13 protein-coding genes and 1 pseudogene are annotated in these 14226 nt (G+C 74.0%); 7 read left to right on the top strand and 7 right to left on the bottom strand.

Going from position 1 to position 14226, the window contains the following annotated elements:
* The first annotated feature begins 1 nt into the window (after nucleotide 1).
* Both ACZ53K_RS15195 and ctaD read left to right on the top strand, forming a co-directional pair.
* A complete protein-coding gene (locus ACZ53K_RS15195) occupies nucleotides 2–277 on the top strand; it encodes a gas vesicle protein K (protein WP_031008978.1) in 276 nt (91 codons plus the stop codon).
* 196 nt (nucleotides 278–473) lie between these two features.
* Nucleotides 474–2135: pseudogene (gene ctaD / locus ACZ53K_RS15200) on the top strand (aa3-type cytochrome oxidase subunit I); the annotation flags it as partial.
* Here ctaD and ACZ53K_RS15205 read toward each other — a convergent pair.
* From ACZ53K_RS15205 to ACZ53K_RS15225, 5 genes are all read right to left on the bottom strand, one after another.
* On the bottom strand, nucleotides 2110–3156 hold the full coding sequence (locus ACZ53K_RS15205; protein ID WP_468835881.1) for a helix-turn-helix transcriptional regulator: 1047 nt from the start codon (nucleotides 3154–3156) through the stop codon (nucleotides 2110–2112). The pseudogene ctaD and the gene ACZ53K_RS15205 overlap by 26 nt on opposite strands.
* Before the next feature lie 53 nt (nucleotides 3157–3209).
* Nucleotides 3210–3380: a hydrophobic protein gene (locus ACZ53K_RS15210; RefSeq protein ID WP_468835884.1), complete on the bottom strand. Its 171-nt coding sequence runs from the start codon at nucleotides 3378–3380 to the stop codon at nucleotides 3210–3212.
* Nucleotides 3381–3451: 71 nt separating this feature from the next.
* The gene (locus tag ACZ53K_RS15215) at nucleotides 3452–4453 is read right to left on the bottom strand and encodes a hypothetical protein (RefSeq protein ID WP_468835886.1); all 1002 of its coding nucleotides are present in this window, start codon (nucleotides 4451–4453) and stop codon (nucleotides 3452–3454) included.
* Between the two features lie 453 nt (nucleotides 4454–4906).
* Nucleotides 4907–6238 (bottom strand): ABC transporter substrate-binding protein, encoded by a 1332-nt coding sequence (locus tag ACZ53K_RS15220; protein WP_468835889.1) that lies wholly within the window; start codon nucleotides 6236–6238, stop codon nucleotides 4907–4909.
* Nucleotides 6216–6767: an MTB12 C-terminal domain-containing protein gene (locus ACZ53K_RS15225; RefSeq protein WP_468835891.1), complete on the bottom strand. Its 552-nt coding sequence runs from the start codon at nucleotides 6765–6767 to the stop codon at nucleotides 6216–6218. Before ACZ53K_RS15225 ends, ACZ53K_RS15220 begins: the two co-directional genes overlap by 23 nt.
* A 113-nt stretch (nucleotides 6768–6880) precedes the next feature.
* On the opposite strand from ACZ53K_RS15225, the gene ACZ53K_RS15230 reads away from it, so the two are divergent.
* Genes ACZ53K_RS15230 through ACZ53K_RS15240 form a run of 3 tightly spaced genes read left to right on the top strand, consistent with a single transcriptional unit; the run spans nucleotide 6881 to nucleotide 10831 of the window.
* A complete protein-coding gene (locus ACZ53K_RS15230) occupies nucleotides 6881–7405 on the top strand; it encodes a hypothetical protein (RefSeq protein ID WP_468835894.1) in 525 nt (174 codons plus the stop codon).
* Complete coding sequence (locus tag ACZ53K_RS15235) at nucleotides 7402–10083, top strand: ABC transporter permease subunit (RefSeq protein ID WP_468835897.1); 2682 nt, start codon at nucleotides 7402–7404, stop codon at nucleotides 10081–10083. Before ACZ53K_RS15230 ends, ACZ53K_RS15235 begins: the two co-directional genes overlap by 4 nt.
* Before the next feature lie 49 nt (nucleotides 10084–10132).
* A complete protein-coding gene (locus ACZ53K_RS15240) occupies nucleotides 10133–10831 on the top strand; it encodes an ATP-binding cassette domain-containing protein (protein WP_468835899.1) in 699 nt (232 codons plus the stop codon).
* Here ACZ53K_RS15240 and ACZ53K_RS15245 read toward each other — a convergent pair.
* Both ACZ53K_RS15245 and ACZ53K_RS15250 read right to left on the bottom strand, forming a co-directional pair.
* The gene (locus ACZ53K_RS15245; protein WP_468835901.1) at nucleotides 10800–11270 is read right to left on the bottom strand and encodes a transglycosylase family protein; all 471 of its coding nucleotides are present in this window, start codon (nucleotides 11268–11270) and stop codon (nucleotides 10800–10802) included. The two genes, ACZ53K_RS15240 and ACZ53K_RS15245, sit on opposite strands and share 32 nt — an antisense overlap.
* Nucleotides 11271–11448: 178 nt before the next feature.
* Nucleotides 11449–12114, bottom strand: coding sequence for a transglycosylase family protein (locus ACZ53K_RS15250; RefSeq protein ID WP_468835903.1), 666 nt, complete (start codon nucleotides 12112–12114; stop codon nucleotides 11449–11451).
* Nucleotides 12115–12720: 606 nt separating this feature from the next.
* Between ACZ53K_RS15250 and ACZ53K_RS15255 the strand changes: the two genes are divergently transcribed.
* Together ACZ53K_RS15255 and ACZ53K_RS15260 are read left to right on the top strand one after the other, a co-directional pair.
* Nucleotides 12721–13527, top strand: a complete 807-nt coding sequence (locus tag ACZ53K_RS15255) for a hypothetical protein (protein WP_468835956.1) — start codon at nucleotides 12721–12723, stop codon at nucleotides 13525–13527.
* Nucleotides 13528–13786: 259 nt separating this feature from the next.
* On the top strand, nucleotides 13787–14098 hold the full coding sequence (locus ACZ53K_RS15260) for a hypothetical protein (protein WP_468835905.1): 312 nt from the start codon (nucleotides 13787–13789) through the stop codon (nucleotides 14096–14098).
* The last annotated feature ends 128 nt before the right edge of the window (nucleotides 14099–14226 follow it).

Below are 14226 nucleotides of genomic sequence, written 5' to 3' on the forward strand. Positions count from 1 at the left end.
CGTGAGCCGGCGTGTGGAACTGGACGAGGACACCGTGGAGCGCGACCTGGTGCGGCTCGTGCTGACGGTGGTGGAACTGCTGCACCAGCTCATGGAACGGCAGGCGCTGCGCCGCGTCGACCAGGGCGATCTGTCCGAGGACCAGGAGGAGCGGATCGGCCTGACGCTGATGCTGCTGGAGCGGCGGATGGGCGAGCTGTGCGAGCGGTACGGCATCGGGAAGGACGAACTGAACCTGGACCTGGGCCCGCTGGGCCCGCTGCTGCCCCGGGAGTGAACACCGCGCCACGCCGCCGCTGCCCGCCGCTGCCCGCCGCTGCCCGCCGCAATGATCCGGCCGGGCTGCGCACACCCTCTCGCGCGACCGGGCCCGTACGGCCATCATGGCCTGTGCCCGAGCACGTCTCTTACCGACTTCCGGGCGCGCCGGCTTCCGGCCGCTCCGGTGATTCCTGGCGAACGAGGTGGCGCAGATGGGTACGGACACCGTGGAGGCGGGCCCGGGGCCGGTGCGGGCGCGGCGGCCCGGCGCGGTGGTGGTGGACTGGCTGACCACCACCGACCACAAGAAGATCGGCCATCTCTATCTGATCACCGCGTTCGGCTTCTTCCTGCTCGGCGGGGTGCTGGCGCTGCTGATGCGTGCCGAACTGGCCCGCCCCGGTACCCAGATCCTGACGAACGAGGAGTTCAACCAGGCGTTCACGATGCATGGCACGATCATGCTGCTGCTGTTCGCCACCCCGGCCTTCGCGGGCTTCGCCAACGAGATCATGCCGCTCCAGATCGGCTCGCCGGACGTGGCCTTCCCGCGGCTGAACATGCTCTCGTACTGGCTGTTCCTCTTCGGCGGCCTGATCGTGGTGGGCAGCATGCTGGCGTCGGGCAGCGCGAACTTCGGCTGGACCGCCTATGCCCCGCTCAGCTCGATGGTCCGCTCCCCCGGTCTCGGCGCCGATATGTGGATCATGGGGCTGGCGCTCTCCGGCTTCGGCACCATCCTCGGCTCGGTCAACTTCCTCACCACCATCATCGGGATGCGCGCACCGGGCATGACGATGTTCCGGATGCCGGTCTTCACCTGGAACGTCCTGTTCACCTCGATCCTCGTGCTGATCGCCTTCCCGGTGCTGGCGGCCTCGCTGCTGGCGCTGGAGGCGGACCGGCGCTTCGGCTCGGTGGTCTTCGAGGCGGAGTGGGGCGGATCGCTGCTGTGGCAGCACCTGTTCTGGTTCTTCGGGCACCCCGAGGTCTACATCATCGCGCTGCCGTTCTTCGGCATCATCACCGAGGTCATCCCGGTCTTCTCGCGCAAGCCGATCTTCGGTTACGTGATGCTGATCGGCGCGACGATGGCGATCACCGGGCTGTCGGTGGTGGTGTGGGCGCACCACATGTTCGCGACCGGCGCGGTACTGCTGCCGTTCTTCTCGTTCATGTCGTTCCTGATCGCGGTGCCGACGGGCGTGAAGTTCTTCAACTGGATCGGCACGATGTGGCACGGCTCGCTGTCCTTCGAGACACCGATGCTGTGGGCCGTCGGGTTCCTGGTGAGCTTCCTGTTCGGCGGTCTGACCGGCGTGATCCTGGCGTCGCCGCCACTGGACTTCCACGTCACCGACACGTACTTCGTCGTCGCCCACTTCCACTACGTCGTCTTCGGCACGGTCGTCTTCGCGATGTTCGCCGGCTTCTACTTCTGGTGGCCGAAGTTCACCGGGAAGATGCTCGACGAGCGCCTGGGCAGACTGCACTTCTGGACGCTCTTCACCGGCTTCCACACCACCTTCCTCGTCCAGCACTGGCTGGGGGTGGAAGGGATGCCGCGCCGGATCGCCGACTATCTGGCGGCCGACGGCTTCACCGCGCTGAACACCCTCTCGACCGTCGGGGCCTTCCTGCTCGGCCTGTCCACACTGCCGTTCCTCTACAACGTCTGGAAGACGGCGAAGTACGGCACGAGGGTCGAGTCGGACGATCCGTGGGGCTTCGGCCGCTCCCTGGAGTGGGCGACCTCCTGTCCCCCGCCGCGCCACAACTTCCTGACCATTCCGCGCATCCGCTCCGAGTCGCCCGCCTTCGACCTGCACCATCCGCAGATCGCGCGGCTCACCCCGCCGGACGCTCCGGAGGCGGCGGGAACGCAGGAGAAACAGGGGGCGCAGGACGGGCCGGGGCGGTCCCCGGAGGACCCGGAGCCGGGTTCAGCGCCCGGGTCAGCCGGTCCCTGACCTCCCGTATCCGGTCCGTCAGCTCCGGCGGCTCGCGCACCTCGAAGTCGAAGCCCATCAGGACGACGTGGATCACCAGGACGTCCAGCCGGTGCGCGCCGGTGTGCAGCAGGCAGCGGCGCCCGTCGAGCGGTTCGAGGACGCCGTCGGACGGGGTGATCCGCTGGGCGGCCTCCTCGGCGGAGGCGTACAGCAGGATGGTGGCCTGTTCCGCGTAGGCGTGCGTGGACACGCCCCGTGAGACGTACTCGGCGAGGTCGTCGGCCGGGGCGGGGCGCGGGGTGAAGCGCGGGCCGTGCGGCGGGGTGGGGGTGATGCGGTCGGCGCGGAACGTCCGCCAGTCCGCACGGTCCACGTCCCAGGCGACGAGGTACCAGCGGCGCTGCGCGGACACCAGGCGGTGCGGCTCGACGGTGCGGCGGGTGGCCGTGCCGTCGTGGCTCGCGTAGCTGAAGCGCAGCCGTTCGCTGTCCCGGCAGGCGTTGGCCAGCTCGGTCAGGACGGCGGCGTCGACGCGGGGGCCCGGGCGGCCGAGCATCGGGACGGTGAAGGCGTTGAGGGCGCCGACGCGGCGGCGCAGCCGGTGGGGCAGTACCTGTTCCAGCTTGGCCAGGGCCCGTACGGAGGTCTCCTCGATGCCTTCGACGCCGCCGGCCGCGGCGGTGCGCAGCCCCACGGCGACTGCCACCGCCTCCTCGTCGTCGAGGAGCAGCGGTGGCAGTTCGGCGCCCGCGCCCAGTTGATAGCCCCCGGCGGTGCCGGGGGCCGAGTGGACGGGGTAACCCAGTTCGCGCAGGCGGTCGATGTCGCGGCGGACGGTGCGCGGAGTCACGCCGAGCCGGTCGGCGAGATCCGCGCCCGTCCACTCGCGGTGTGCCTGCAGGAGAGAGAGCAGGCGGAGCAGTCGTGCCGAGGTCTCCAACATGCCGGGAAGTCTGGCAGTACATGCGGACAGCTATGGTCCGCGTCTCTCCCGGGTCACCACCGGTACCAGCGTGTGCGACCACCGCCCCCGCTCGTCGAGCGGAACAGGAAGCCGAGCAGCCATACGACCAGGACCGCGACGGCCACCCACCACAGCGCCTTGAGCGCGAAACCCGCACCGAACAGGATCAATGCCAGAAGCAGTACCAGAAGAATAGGAACCATGTGAATCGCACCTCCGCTGCTCCGAGTGCCCCCGGCGTGCGGTGTTATGCGTGCCGTCTGACGAGCTCCGGTCAAGAACCGGCCGCGTCCGCCCCGTCGCCCGTGACCCGGACCGTCAGGTCGTTGTCGCGGGTGTACGACGGACCGATGCTCAGCTGCCCCGACGGGCAGCCGACGGGCAGCGCCGGGTGGAGGACGACCTCCGCCTTCTCCGGTACGTCGTCCAGCAGTCTGGCGATACGGACCGGTTCGGCGTCCTCGGCCACGCGCAGCCACAGGTCCCAGCGCTCGCTGCCGCCCTGCCAGTGCTCCGCGAACCGCGCGTAGGGCAGCGTGAAGGCGAAGTCGGGGCCGTCGCCGGTGAGCGGGACGGTGATGACCTGCCCGGCGCCGGCCGTCTCCGGGGCGCCGCGGCGGGCCGTGGCCTCGGCGCGGGCGCCCGGCCCGAGGGCGGCGCCGTACAAGTGGCCCGCCACCGTCACACCGCCCGCGTCGACGAGGACGTCTCCGGCCTCGGCGTGCGGTCCGCGCAGCCAGCTGCGCAGCGCGAGACCGCCGGACCTGGTGGTGTACGGGATGCGTACGCCGAGCCGGCCGATGCCGGCCAGCGGGCGGCGGTCGACCAGGGAGCGCAGGTCGTTGTCGCCGGGCAGCAGCCGCTGCGGTCCGCGGCCGTCGCCGAGGTCGGCGTAGGCGTTCCAGCGGCCTTCGGGGAGCGCGACGGTGCTGGGCAGTACGGCGCGCAGCCGCCCGGAGCCGTTCGGGCCGAGCGGCAGCCGCAGTTCCTCTGCGGCGCCGCTGCCGTCGCGCGGGCTGAGGACGAGCGCCGCGCTCCAGACCGGCCTGGTGCCCTGCGGGGCGGTGATGTCGAAGGTCAGGCCGCCGGCGGAGTCGGCGATGCAGTCCGCGCGCAGCGGCTGTGCGGCACCGCCCGCCGCGCGGGTGCCGCGGCCCGTGGCCGTGGTGTCCGTGCCCGCGGTGTCGGTGATCGTGTCTTCGGCCCGTGCGGGAGCGACGGTTTCGGGACCGGCCGTCCCGGCGCCCGTCACGGGCAGTTGCGTCGACGCGTTCATACCCTCCGCACCCCTCTCACAGCGGCTCGCGCCGCGTTCTCGGTGGCGTTCGCCCCGCGCTCCGGGCGGATTCGCGTCCGCCGGGCGCCGGCGCGGACCGTCCCCTCGGTGCCGTGGGCGTGGTGGATCAGGAATGAGCTGTGCATGCGTCCCCGTATTCCGTCCCCGTATCCCTTGGTCACCGCGGACGAGTACCGTCGTCCGCCCATCGAACGGTTGGACCGTGGTTCCGGGTTCCGGGTTGAGGCCTTTGGCCAACTTGTTCCGAAAGAGTTAGGACATCGGTAGCGGCGTCAGGGAACTTTTCCGAACCGTTGATCGTCGGTCCGGTGCCGTGCTGTATCGCCACAAGTTATGCCGTCCCGGGGCGTCCCGTCACGAGGTGTGCAGCCATCGGCTCGGCCCGCCGGTGCGCCCCTGCCGACGGGCGGGCGCGGGGTGACGGCCGGGCTCTCAGGGCCGGTACGGAAGCTGGGGGACGGTGAAACAGTTGGTGTCCATGTTGCCCTGGGTGACCCAGCCGCCCCGGCCGCCGTGCGCCGTGTCCCGCCAGCGGGCGACCGACAGGCAGGTGCGGTCGGTGGCCGGCGGCTCGGACCGCGGCCGGTACGAGGCGGGAAGCAGCAGGCCGCGGGCGGTGTAGGGGGCGCCCTGCGCGACGAAGCGCTCCACGCACGCGCGGGTGAGCCGCTGCCCGCAGGAACGCGCCGCGTCGGCGAACCACATCGCCGCCGCCCAGCCCTCCAGCTGCCACTGCGACAGCGGTTTCCCCTTGGCGTGCCGGGCCATCCCGGCACGGAACGCGCGTACCGCCGCGCCGCCCGGCCCGGTCCCCGGATCGTCGTAGTTGCGGCTGGCGCCGGTGGCCCACAGGGCGTTGCGGCAGCCCGGCGAGTCCTTGTAGTCCTTGGCGACCGAGTCCGACCAGTTCTGTACGTTCGTGACTTTCGCGGTCGGCCGGACGCCCGCCGCGTCCATCGCCTCGCACAGCTGCGCGTTGCCGTGCGTGTCCATCGCGTCGAAGACCAGATCGGCACCCCGGTCACGCAGCCCGGCGGCGACCGCGGGGAAGTTGGGCAGCGCGAAGTCGACCTGCTCGCTGGTCACCTCGTACCCCTCGGCCTCCAGGCCGCGCACGATCAGCCGGGCGTACGCGGCGGACGCCGCCTGGTTGTAGGAGACGACGGCGGCGCTGCGGGCCCGCTGCGCGCGCTTGAAGTAGCGGTAGACCTCCGTGCCGCCGTACAGCTTCCCGCCCCAGCCCGCCGCCTTCCCGTCCCTCGGCGCCCGGCTGCCGTAGATCCCGTACAGATGCGGATACGTGTCGTACGCGGCGCCGACCGGCTGCCCCCCGATGTCGGGCACCCCCCGCGCGGAGACCCGGGGCGCGCCCGCGTAGTCCAGCGCGGTGGTCGCGACCAGCGCGAACACTTTGTCCTCGGTGAGCAGTTTGCGCACGCACTCGTTGTTGCCGACGCCGCTGCCCCCGTCGTCACAGATGACGGCCCGCACCGGCCGGCCGTTGACGCCGCCCCGCGCGTTCAGCGCCTCGAAGTAGGCGAGCGCGCCGTCCCGCGGCCCGGTGAACGCCTCACCGCCCACCGGGCTCGTCGTACTGGTGATGATCCCCACGACGACCGGCTCCCGCGCCCAGCCGGTGGCGGGCGCGGTCCCGCGGTGCTCGAAGTCGCTCTCCGGCAGTCTGCTGCCGCAGGCTGCGGTCAGCGCGAGCAGCAGCGCCGTGGCGGCTCCACCGGCCGCCTCAGCAGCCCGGCGCGTCCGCATTGCCGCTCATGCCCACCAGCGCGCACAGGGTCTTGAGCGACACCTTCCACACCTTCTCCTGATACACGGAGGCGCCCTTGGCGTTCGGCAGCGCGGTGGCGCCCTTGAGGGTGAGGCTGTACGTCACGTCGGCCGTGGTCGCCGAGGTGAACTGTACGGCGGACACCTTCGCCGCGACTTGCTGCCCCCGCTGGTCGCCATTGAACGCCTCCAGCAGCAGCTGTAACTCCTCGCCGTTCTGGAGGTACTTCGCCTTCTCGGCGTTGGACAGCTTCGGGTCGAAGAACTTCTGCCAGTTCTCCTTGATCTCGCGCTCGGCGGCTGCCGGATCGGCCGGAGCGTCGCCCGTGGAGGCCGGCGAACTGGCCGTCACCTTGCCAGGGTCTTCCGATGCGGAGGACGCGCCGCTGGGCGCGCGCTGCCCACTGTCCTCGGCGTCACTGCAACCCGCCGCCCCGGCCGTCATCAGCAGCACCCCCGCCGCCACCAGCGCCGGGACCCGCCGTGCACGCCCCCCACGGACCGTCATGTACACCACCGCCTGTCGTCGCGACCGCCCGGAGCCGGTCTGGCACAAGCCTTCTGGGTGCTGTTCCCACAGGGCATAGTGCAGGCATTCGCCGAAAGCCGCGAGGGGGCGTGATGCGCAACGCGCGAACACGGTTCGGGGCGCGCCTGGCCCCGTGGGGCGGCTGGGCGGCGCTGGCGGGCGGGGCGGTGCTGTGCGCGGTCGGCTGGTACGGCGTCTCCGGCGAGCGGTTCGCCGAACGCCAGATCCCGTTCCTGGCGTCCTGCTCGATCCCGGGCGCGGCCCTGATCATCGCGGGTGCGGTGCTGATGGCGCGGGGCGATCAGGGGCTGGCGGCGGCGCGCGTCGAGGAGCTGTACGGGCTGCTGGTGACGTACGGGGCGGACGACACGCCGGCGGGGGCGGAGCCCGCTTCGGCAGGCACGAGCGGGGCGTCGGCCGCGCAGGAGGGTCCGGACGCCGGCCCGCCGCTCACCGTGCCCGGCGGAACGCTTCTGCACCGGCCCGGCTGCCCGCTCGTGGCAGGTCGGCCGGACGCCCGGCCCCACGACGGCGAGGCGCCGGAAGCGGACGGGCCCCCGCCGGCCCCCTGCCCCGTCTGTGAGCCGGACACCCCGCGCCCCGGCACACCACGGTGAGTTCGCTCTCGTACGACCTCACCCTGGCGGGCCTCGCCGTGGGCAGCGCCGCCGCCCTCACCGGCATCGGACTGATCGTCACCTACCGGGCCACCGGCGTACTGAACTTCGCGCACGGCGCCGTCGCCATGGTGTGCGCGTACGTCCTGCGGCAGCTCGTCGTCGGCTGGAACTGGCCGCTGCCGCTCGCCGCCGCCGTCGCCCTCCTCATCGTCGCGCCGGGCCTCGGGCTCGTACTGGACCGCGCCGTCTTCCGCCCGCTGTCCGTGCAGGGGCCCGGCCCGGCCCGCACCCTGGTCGCCTCCCTCGGCGTGTTCGTCCTCCTGGTCGGCGGCGCGAGCCTGATGTGGGGCCCGGGAGCGCGCGCCGACGCGCCCGCGCTGCTGCCCGACGACCCGTGGGTGCAGCTCGGCACGGCCGTCACCCTGGCCGCCGGGGTCGCCGCCGTCACCCGCTGGACCCGCTTCGGACGCGAACTGCGCGCCGTCGTCGACAACCGCCCGCTGGCCGTCCTCGGCGGCATCGACGCGGACCGGGTCGCTGCCGCCGGCTGGGCCTTCGGCTCCTTCACGGCCGGGCTGACGGGCGTCCTGCTGGCCCCGCTGCTGCGCCTGGACCCGTACGGGCTGCCGCTGCTGGTCATGGAGGTGATGGCGGTCGCGGTGGCGGCCGGGCTGCGCAGCCTGCCGGTGGCGGTGGCCGTCGCGCTGGGGATCGGTGTCGCGCAGAGCCAGCTCACCCGGCTGCACCCGGGCGGCAGCCTGGAACCGCTCGTCCAGGCCGTCGGCGCCAACCTGTTCGTCGTGGCCCTGCTGGCCGCCGCCCTCGCCCTGCGCGGCCTCGGCGTCCCCCGCGCCCTGCCGGACGCGCCGCACGGCACCGCCCCGGTGCTGCGCCCCGGCAGCCGGCTGCCCGGCCGGGGCGGGCGCGCCTGGCTGGTCTGCGGCATCCTCTTCCTGCTGCCGCTGGGGTTCGCGGGCGGTGATCTGCGTGCCGCCACCCAGGTGCCGGCGCTCGCCGTGGTGCTGCTCTCCCTGGTCGTGGTCACCGGGCGCGGCGGCCAGATCTCTCTGGGCCAGGCCGCGTACGCCGGGCTGGGGGCCCTGTTCACCGCGCTGCTCGTGGCGGGCCGCTTCCCGGGTCTGCCGCCCGCCCCCGGGCTGCCCGCCCTGCTGCTGGCCGTGCTGCTGACCGCGCCGCTCGGCCTGCTCACCGGCTGGCCCGCGCTGCGCCGGCACGGGCTCGCGACGGCTCTGGCCACCCTCGCCTTCGGGGTCGCCGTCAGCCGGTTCGTCTTCGCCCAGCCGTATGCCACCGCCGGGCTCGCCCTCGACCGCCCGGCCGGTTTCGCGGCCGACCGCGCGTACTACGTCCTCGAACTGGCCCTGCTGGGCCTCGCACTGCTAGGCGTGGCAGCGCTGCGCCGGGGCCGCACCGGGCGCGCGCTGGCCGCGATGCGCGACCACGAGCCGGGGGCGGCCGCCGCCGGAGTGCCCGTACCGGCCCTGAAACTGGCGGCCTTCACGGTGGGTGCCGCCCTGGCGGCGCTGGGCGGCGGAATGCTCGGCATGGCGCTGCGCGCCTTCGACCCGGCGTCCTACGATCCGGTGCGCGGCCTGCTGTGGTTCGCTGCGGTGCTCGTCCTGGGCGCCGACAGCCTGCTGGGGGCGCTCGCCGCCGGGGTACTGCTGGTCGGCCTGGACTCGGGGGCCGAGGGCGGCGCGGCGGCCGCGGTGATCGGTGTGCTGGCCGTACTCTCCGGGCGGCTCCCGCACGGTCCGTACGCGGCCCTGCGCGACGCCGTCGCCCGCCTGTCCGCGACTCCGGAGCCACGGCTGACTCCGCTGGGCGCGCGCGTACGGGACAAGCTGGCACCGGCGCGTACGCCTGGGAGCCGCGTCCCCGAGGGCCGTACCCCCGGACCCCATCAGCCTGCCCCGGACGAGCCCGCACCCCGCACCCCGAAGCCCCCTCCCACATCCCCCACCCCCTCCGGCCGTCTCACCGCCCGCGCCCTCCACGCCCGTTACGACGGCTCCACCGTCCTGCACGGCGTCGACCTGGCCGTGGCTCCCGGCCGCATCACCGCCCTCATCGGACCCAACGGCGCGGGCAAGAGCACCCTGTTCCACTGCCTGTGCGGCACCCTGCGCCCCGCCGCCGGCCGGGTGCTGCTCGACGGGACCGACATCACCCACCGCTCGGCGCACGTCCGGGCCCGCCTCGGGCTGGCCCGGACCTTCCAGCAGCTCGCCGTGTTCGAGGGGATGACCGTGGCCGAGAACGTCCGGGTCGGCGCCGAGCAGAGCGGCGTACCGAACCCGGCAGCCGCCACCGGCCGGGCGCTGGACCTGCTCTCTCTCCGCGGACCGCTGCGCGCCGCGCCCGTCGCCGGGCTGGACACCGGCACCCTGCGCCGGGTGGAACTGGCCCGCGCCCTCGCCGGCCGCCCGCGCACCCTGCTGCTGGACGAGCCCGCCGCGGGCCTGGACAGTGCCGAGGTCGCCGCGCTCACCGACGTACTGCGCGCCGTGGCGGCCGACGGCACGGCCCTGCTCGTCGTCGAGCACGACCTCGATCTGGTCGCCGGTCTGGCCGACACGGTCTACGCGATGGCGGCGGGCCGGATCGTGACCCGTGGCCCGGCCCGCCGCGTCCTGGCGGAGCCAGGGCCGTGAACGGGCAGGGCCGTGCGGGCAGCCGGGCGCGGCGGACCGGAGCGGCGGTATGAGCGTCGAGGCGGCCCTGTGCGCGGCCCGCGTCCGGTACGGCTCCCTGGAAGCCCTGCACGGCGTCGACCTGGCCGTGCCCGGTGCCCGGGTCACCGTGCTCCTCGGCCGAAACGGCTCCGGACGCACCACGGCCCTGCGCGCGCTGGCCGGAACCGTGCCGCTCACCGCGGGACGCGTCCTCCTGCGCGGTACGGACATCACCCGGATGCCCGCACACGCCCGCGCGCGCTGCGGACTGACCCTGGTGCCCGACCGCGGCGCCGTGTTCGGCTCACTCTCCGTCGGCGAGCAGCTCGAACTCGCCGCGCCGGACGGCACCGTCGGACCGGCCCTGGAGGCCTACCCGCAGCTGCGCGCGCTGCTCGGCCGCCGCGCCGGCACCCTCTCCGGCGGCGAACAGCGGATGCTCGCCGTGGCCCGCGCGCTGGCGGGCCCCGCCCGGCTGCTCCTCCTCGACGAGCCTGCCCAGGGCATGTCACCGGCCGTCACGGCACGGACGCATGCCCTGCTCGGCGACCTCGCGGCCACCGGACGCACCGTCCTCGTCGCCGAGCAGGCGCTGCCGCCCACCCTGTGCCGCGTCGCCACGGTCGCGTACGTCCTGCGGCGCGGCACCGTCGCCTTCGCCGGCGAACCGGCCGAGGCGGCCCGCCGCCCCGGACTCAGCGGCCCGGCGTCACCAGGTCGCCGATGAGCCCGGTCAGCGCCCGGCCCCGCTTGCCGAGCCCGTACCGCTTGGCGCAGTACGGCCAGGCCGACCAGCCCTGCTTGCGCCGCACCCGCTCGGCGACGGCGATCTGCTCCTTGCGGGTGGCCAGGTCGGCGCGCGGCGCGTAGGCCAGGCCGCCGTGTTCCTTCCAGGTCGACTGCCGGAACTGCAGCCCGCCGTAGAACGCGTTGCCGGTGTTCTTGCGCCAGTCACCGCCGCTCTCGCACTCGGCGATGCAGTTCCACGGGCCCTTTCTGGAAGAGCAGCCCGCCGGGGACGGCAGGCCGGGTGTGCTGTCCTGCGCCTGCGCGCCGCCGGGCACGCACAGCAGGATGACGGCCGGGACGAGGGACAGGACGGCCACTCTGCGGCGGCCGGCTTTCGCAAGACGCTTGGGCATCAGCGTCCGAAAAGAATGGGACATCGGGTCACGCTAAACAGGTGCGGCCGGGTGCCGGTGCCGCCGCGCCCGGACCGTGCGACGCCCCACCCGGTCGGTGGACGGCCGGGTGGGGCGTTCGGCGTACGGGCGCCGGGGACGGACCGTTCCGCTGCCGCACGGCCGTCCGCTGCCGCGCGTGCCGCGCCACGGCACCGGTGGCTCAGATGGTGAGCCGCTGCCCCGGGACGATCAGGTTCGGGTCGCCGCCGACGACGGCCTGGTTCGTGGCGTACAGCTGGCGCCAGCTCACGTTGTGCGCGGCGGCGATCCGGCTGAGCGTGTCGCCCTGCCGCACCGTGTAGCCGCCGGTGCCGGCCCGCGACCTGCCGCGGTCGGCGTGGGTGCCGGTGCCGCGCGCCTTCTTGCCCACCTTGGCGCCCACGTCCCGGCGGACGTCCTTGTGCACGTGCCGCTTGCCGCTGCCGCCCTGGCCGGAACGGAACGCCTTGGGGGCCTTCGGCGCGCTCCCGTACGCACCGGCGCGTGCGGAGCAGGTCGGCCAGGCGCCCCAGCCCTGCGACGCCTGGACCCGGGAGGCCACGGCGATCTGCTGGGCGCGGCTGGCTCCGGCGGCCGTCGGCGCGTAGGCCGCGCCGCCGTGCGCGCGCCAGGTGCTGTGGGTGAACTGCAGGCCACCCGAGAAGCCGTTGCCGGTGTTGATGTGCCAGTTGCCGCCGCTCTCGCAGCGGGCGATGCGGTCCCACACTCCGCCGTCCGCCGCCTGCGCCGGTCCGGCGGTGGCGGCCACCAGCGCGAGCGGGGCCACCAGGGCCGCCCCGGCGAGCGCGGCGATGTCACGGCGTATGACGCCCTTCGAAAAAGGCATGGAATCCCTCTCGACGGCCCCGGGGGTCCCCCTGGTGCCGGGTCGTGGACGCGTCCTGCGTCCGCGGACCGCGGCACCCCGCCCGCCGCGGGGTGGTGCCGGTCGTGCTCGGTGGTGCTGCGTACGGTGCATCCGGTGCCACACGACTCGGCTCGTGTGCCGTGTCTCGCGTGGCGTACCGGCCGTGGTGCGGGCCGGCGGTCGATGCGGACGGCGGGCGTCCCCGGGTGGTGCTCGGTGCACACGGCCGGAGAATTTAGGGAGGCTCACGCCCTGTTATCAACCACGCTGCCGTCCCGGCTGGCCAGTCGGGCGTTACCTGAGGTATCAGCCAAAACAGGCCACCCACTTGATTCCTCGATTTCCGCATTTGTCACCCCGGCGACCCGACGATCTGTGACTCACCTCACCACCCCAACTTCCTTGCCTACAACACGGGTTGGCATGGAGTGAGCGGTTCCGGCGCGCAGCTCACGCTCCGCTTCGAACGGTTCGATTCCGTACCCGGGGGCGCGTGACTCCTGCCACAGATCGCCCGTTGTCCTGGTACGAGCCGGGCACCGCCCGGCAGCCCGCGCAACGATCGAGGAGCCATCCGTGCCGCGCATGCTCGACGTCAGTGACGACGTTCGCGCCGAGATCGGTGACGAAGAAGCCGACCGCCTGCTGGCCGGTGGCAACGCCCCCGGCAACTACGACTGCACCTCCTGCCGCACCCCCGGCGACAGCGACCAGGAGCGCACCAGCACCGTCCTGTTCGTGGGCGAGGAGACCGCGGTGCTCGCCTTCGCCCACGCGTCGTGCATCCCCTCGCAGGTCGTACCGGTCTCCGAGGAGCAGCTCCAGGGCGCCGTACGCTCCATCACCGGCGAGGACGGCCCGGCCGCCGAGCCCGTACCACCGCCCGCCACCCCGTTCGCCGCCCTCCCCGGCGAGCACCGGCAGGCGACACTCGGTGTCACCTGCGGCCTGGTCCTGGTCGAGGGCGACCTGCGGCCCGCGCTGGTCGTCGAGCCCGCCGGGCCCATCGCCCGCCCCGGCTCCACCGCGCCGGGCGACGCGTTCCTCCCGCTGCTCCTGGAGCACGGTTTCGCCCCGGTGGCGGACATGGCCCTGCTGCCCGGCCCCAACCCGGGCTGGTCGGTGCTGCTGGCCGCCGGGCGGCTGCACGCCATCCTCCAGCCGGGCGGTGACGGCGGCCAGCCCAGTTCGTGGTGGCAGGCGCACCAGCCGCTGCCCGTCTCGGACGGCTGGCGCACCGCCGCCGGCAAGGCGGGGACCGTACTGGTGTACGCGGCCCCGGTGGGCGCCGTCGGCCACCAGCCGCGGGAGGACCTGATGCGCGAGGCCATGGAGAAGGCCGCCGCCGGGGGCAGGCTGGTGGCCGCGTCCATGCCGCTGGCGGGTACCTGACCGGCGCACCGCTCCCTTGACGGCGCCCCGGTTCCGCCCCGCCCGGGGCGGGGCCGGGGCGCCGTTGTCCGTCTGCGCCGGGAGCCGGCCGAGGGCCGGTCGCACTCCGCTCCGATCAGCCGATTCTTCGCAGAGCCCGCATCCCGGGAGCATCCGGGTCGTTGGCACAGACGTGCACGCATACGACCCCTCCTCCCGCGTCCCGTATCCCTACCAGATCCCCGGTATGCGCCCGTCGCACGACGCGACCACGGCGACCATGACGGCCCCCCACGCCGCCCCCGCCTCGGCCACGCCGATCTATGACGCGCTGTACGCCGAGTACCGCCGTTCCTTCCGGGCGCTCCCGGGGGACCGGACCGGCGAGGAAGGGCTGAGCGCCGAGGCGATGCGGAGCATCTGGGGCCGTACGACCACCGCGACCGGCCACCTCCCGTCGGCCGGCCACTGGGAGCCGGTCTCCCGCCAGCCGTACCACGGCCACCCGCACCACTCGGGCGGCCACCACCGCGGCCACTTCCCTCCCGCGCTGCCGCCGGCGCCCCGCGAGTACCGCCCGCACGGCCACTGACCGGCCCGGGCACCCGCGCACGAAAAGACGGTGGCGGGGGGGGGGGGGGGGGGGGGGGGGGGGGGGGGGGGGGGGGGGGGGGGGGGGGGGGGGGGGGGGGGGGGGGGGTGCTGCTGTAGGTTCCAGCG

The organism is Streptomyces sp. NPDC033221 (assembly GCF_055577005.1).

What these genes read in the sequence shown, in the direction of transcription:
- ACZ53K_RS15205 (WP_468835881.1), bottom strand. Translation starts at nt 3,156, where the DNA reads ATGTTGGAGACCTCGGCACGACTGCTCCGCCTGCTCTCTCTCCTGCAG.
- ACZ53K_RS15210 (WP_468835884.1), bottom strand. Translation starts at nt 3,380, where the DNA reads ATGGTTCCTATTCTTCTGGTACTGCTTCTGGCATTGATCCTGTTCGGT.
- ACZ53K_RS15215 (WP_468835886.1), bottom strand. Translation starts at nt 4,453, where the DNA reads ATGAACGCGTCGACGCAACTGCCCGTGACGGGCGCCGGGACGGCCGGT.
- ACZ53K_RS15220 (WP_468835889.1), bottom strand. Translation starts at nt 6,238, where the DNA reads ATGCGGACGCGCCGGGCTGCTGAGGCGGCCGGTGGAGCCGCCACGGCG.
- ACZ53K_RS15225 (WP_468835891.1), bottom strand. Translation starts at nt 6,767, where the DNA reads ATGACGGTCCGTGGGGGGCGTGCACGGCGGGTCCCGGCGCTGGTGGCG.
- ACZ53K_RS15230 (WP_468835894.1), top strand. Translation starts at nt 6,881, where the DNA reads ATGCGCAACGCGCGAACACGGTTCGGGGCGCGCCTGGCCCCGTGGGGC.
- ACZ53K_RS15240 (WP_468835899.1), top strand. Translation starts at nt 10,133, where the DNA reads ATGAGCGTCGAGGCGGCCCTGTGCGCGGCCCGCGTCCGGTACGGCTCC.
- ACZ53K_RS15245 (WP_468835901.1), bottom strand. Translation starts at nt 11,270, where the DNA reads ATGTCCCATTCTTTTCGGACGCTGATGCCCAAGCGTCTTGCGAAAGCC.
- ACZ53K_RS15250 (WP_468835903.1), bottom strand. Translation starts at nt 12,114, where the DNA reads ATGCCTTTTTCGAAGGGCGTCATACGCCGTGACATCGCCGCGCTCGCC.
- ACZ53K_RS15255 (WP_468835956.1), top strand. Translation starts at nt 12,721, where the DNA reads ATGCTCGACGTCAGTGACGACGTTCGCGCCGAGATCGGTGACGAAGAA.
- ACZ53K_RS15260 (WP_468835905.1), top strand. Translation starts at nt 13,787, where the DNA reads ATGACGGCCCCCCACGCCGCCCCCGCCTCGGCCACGCCGATCTATGAC.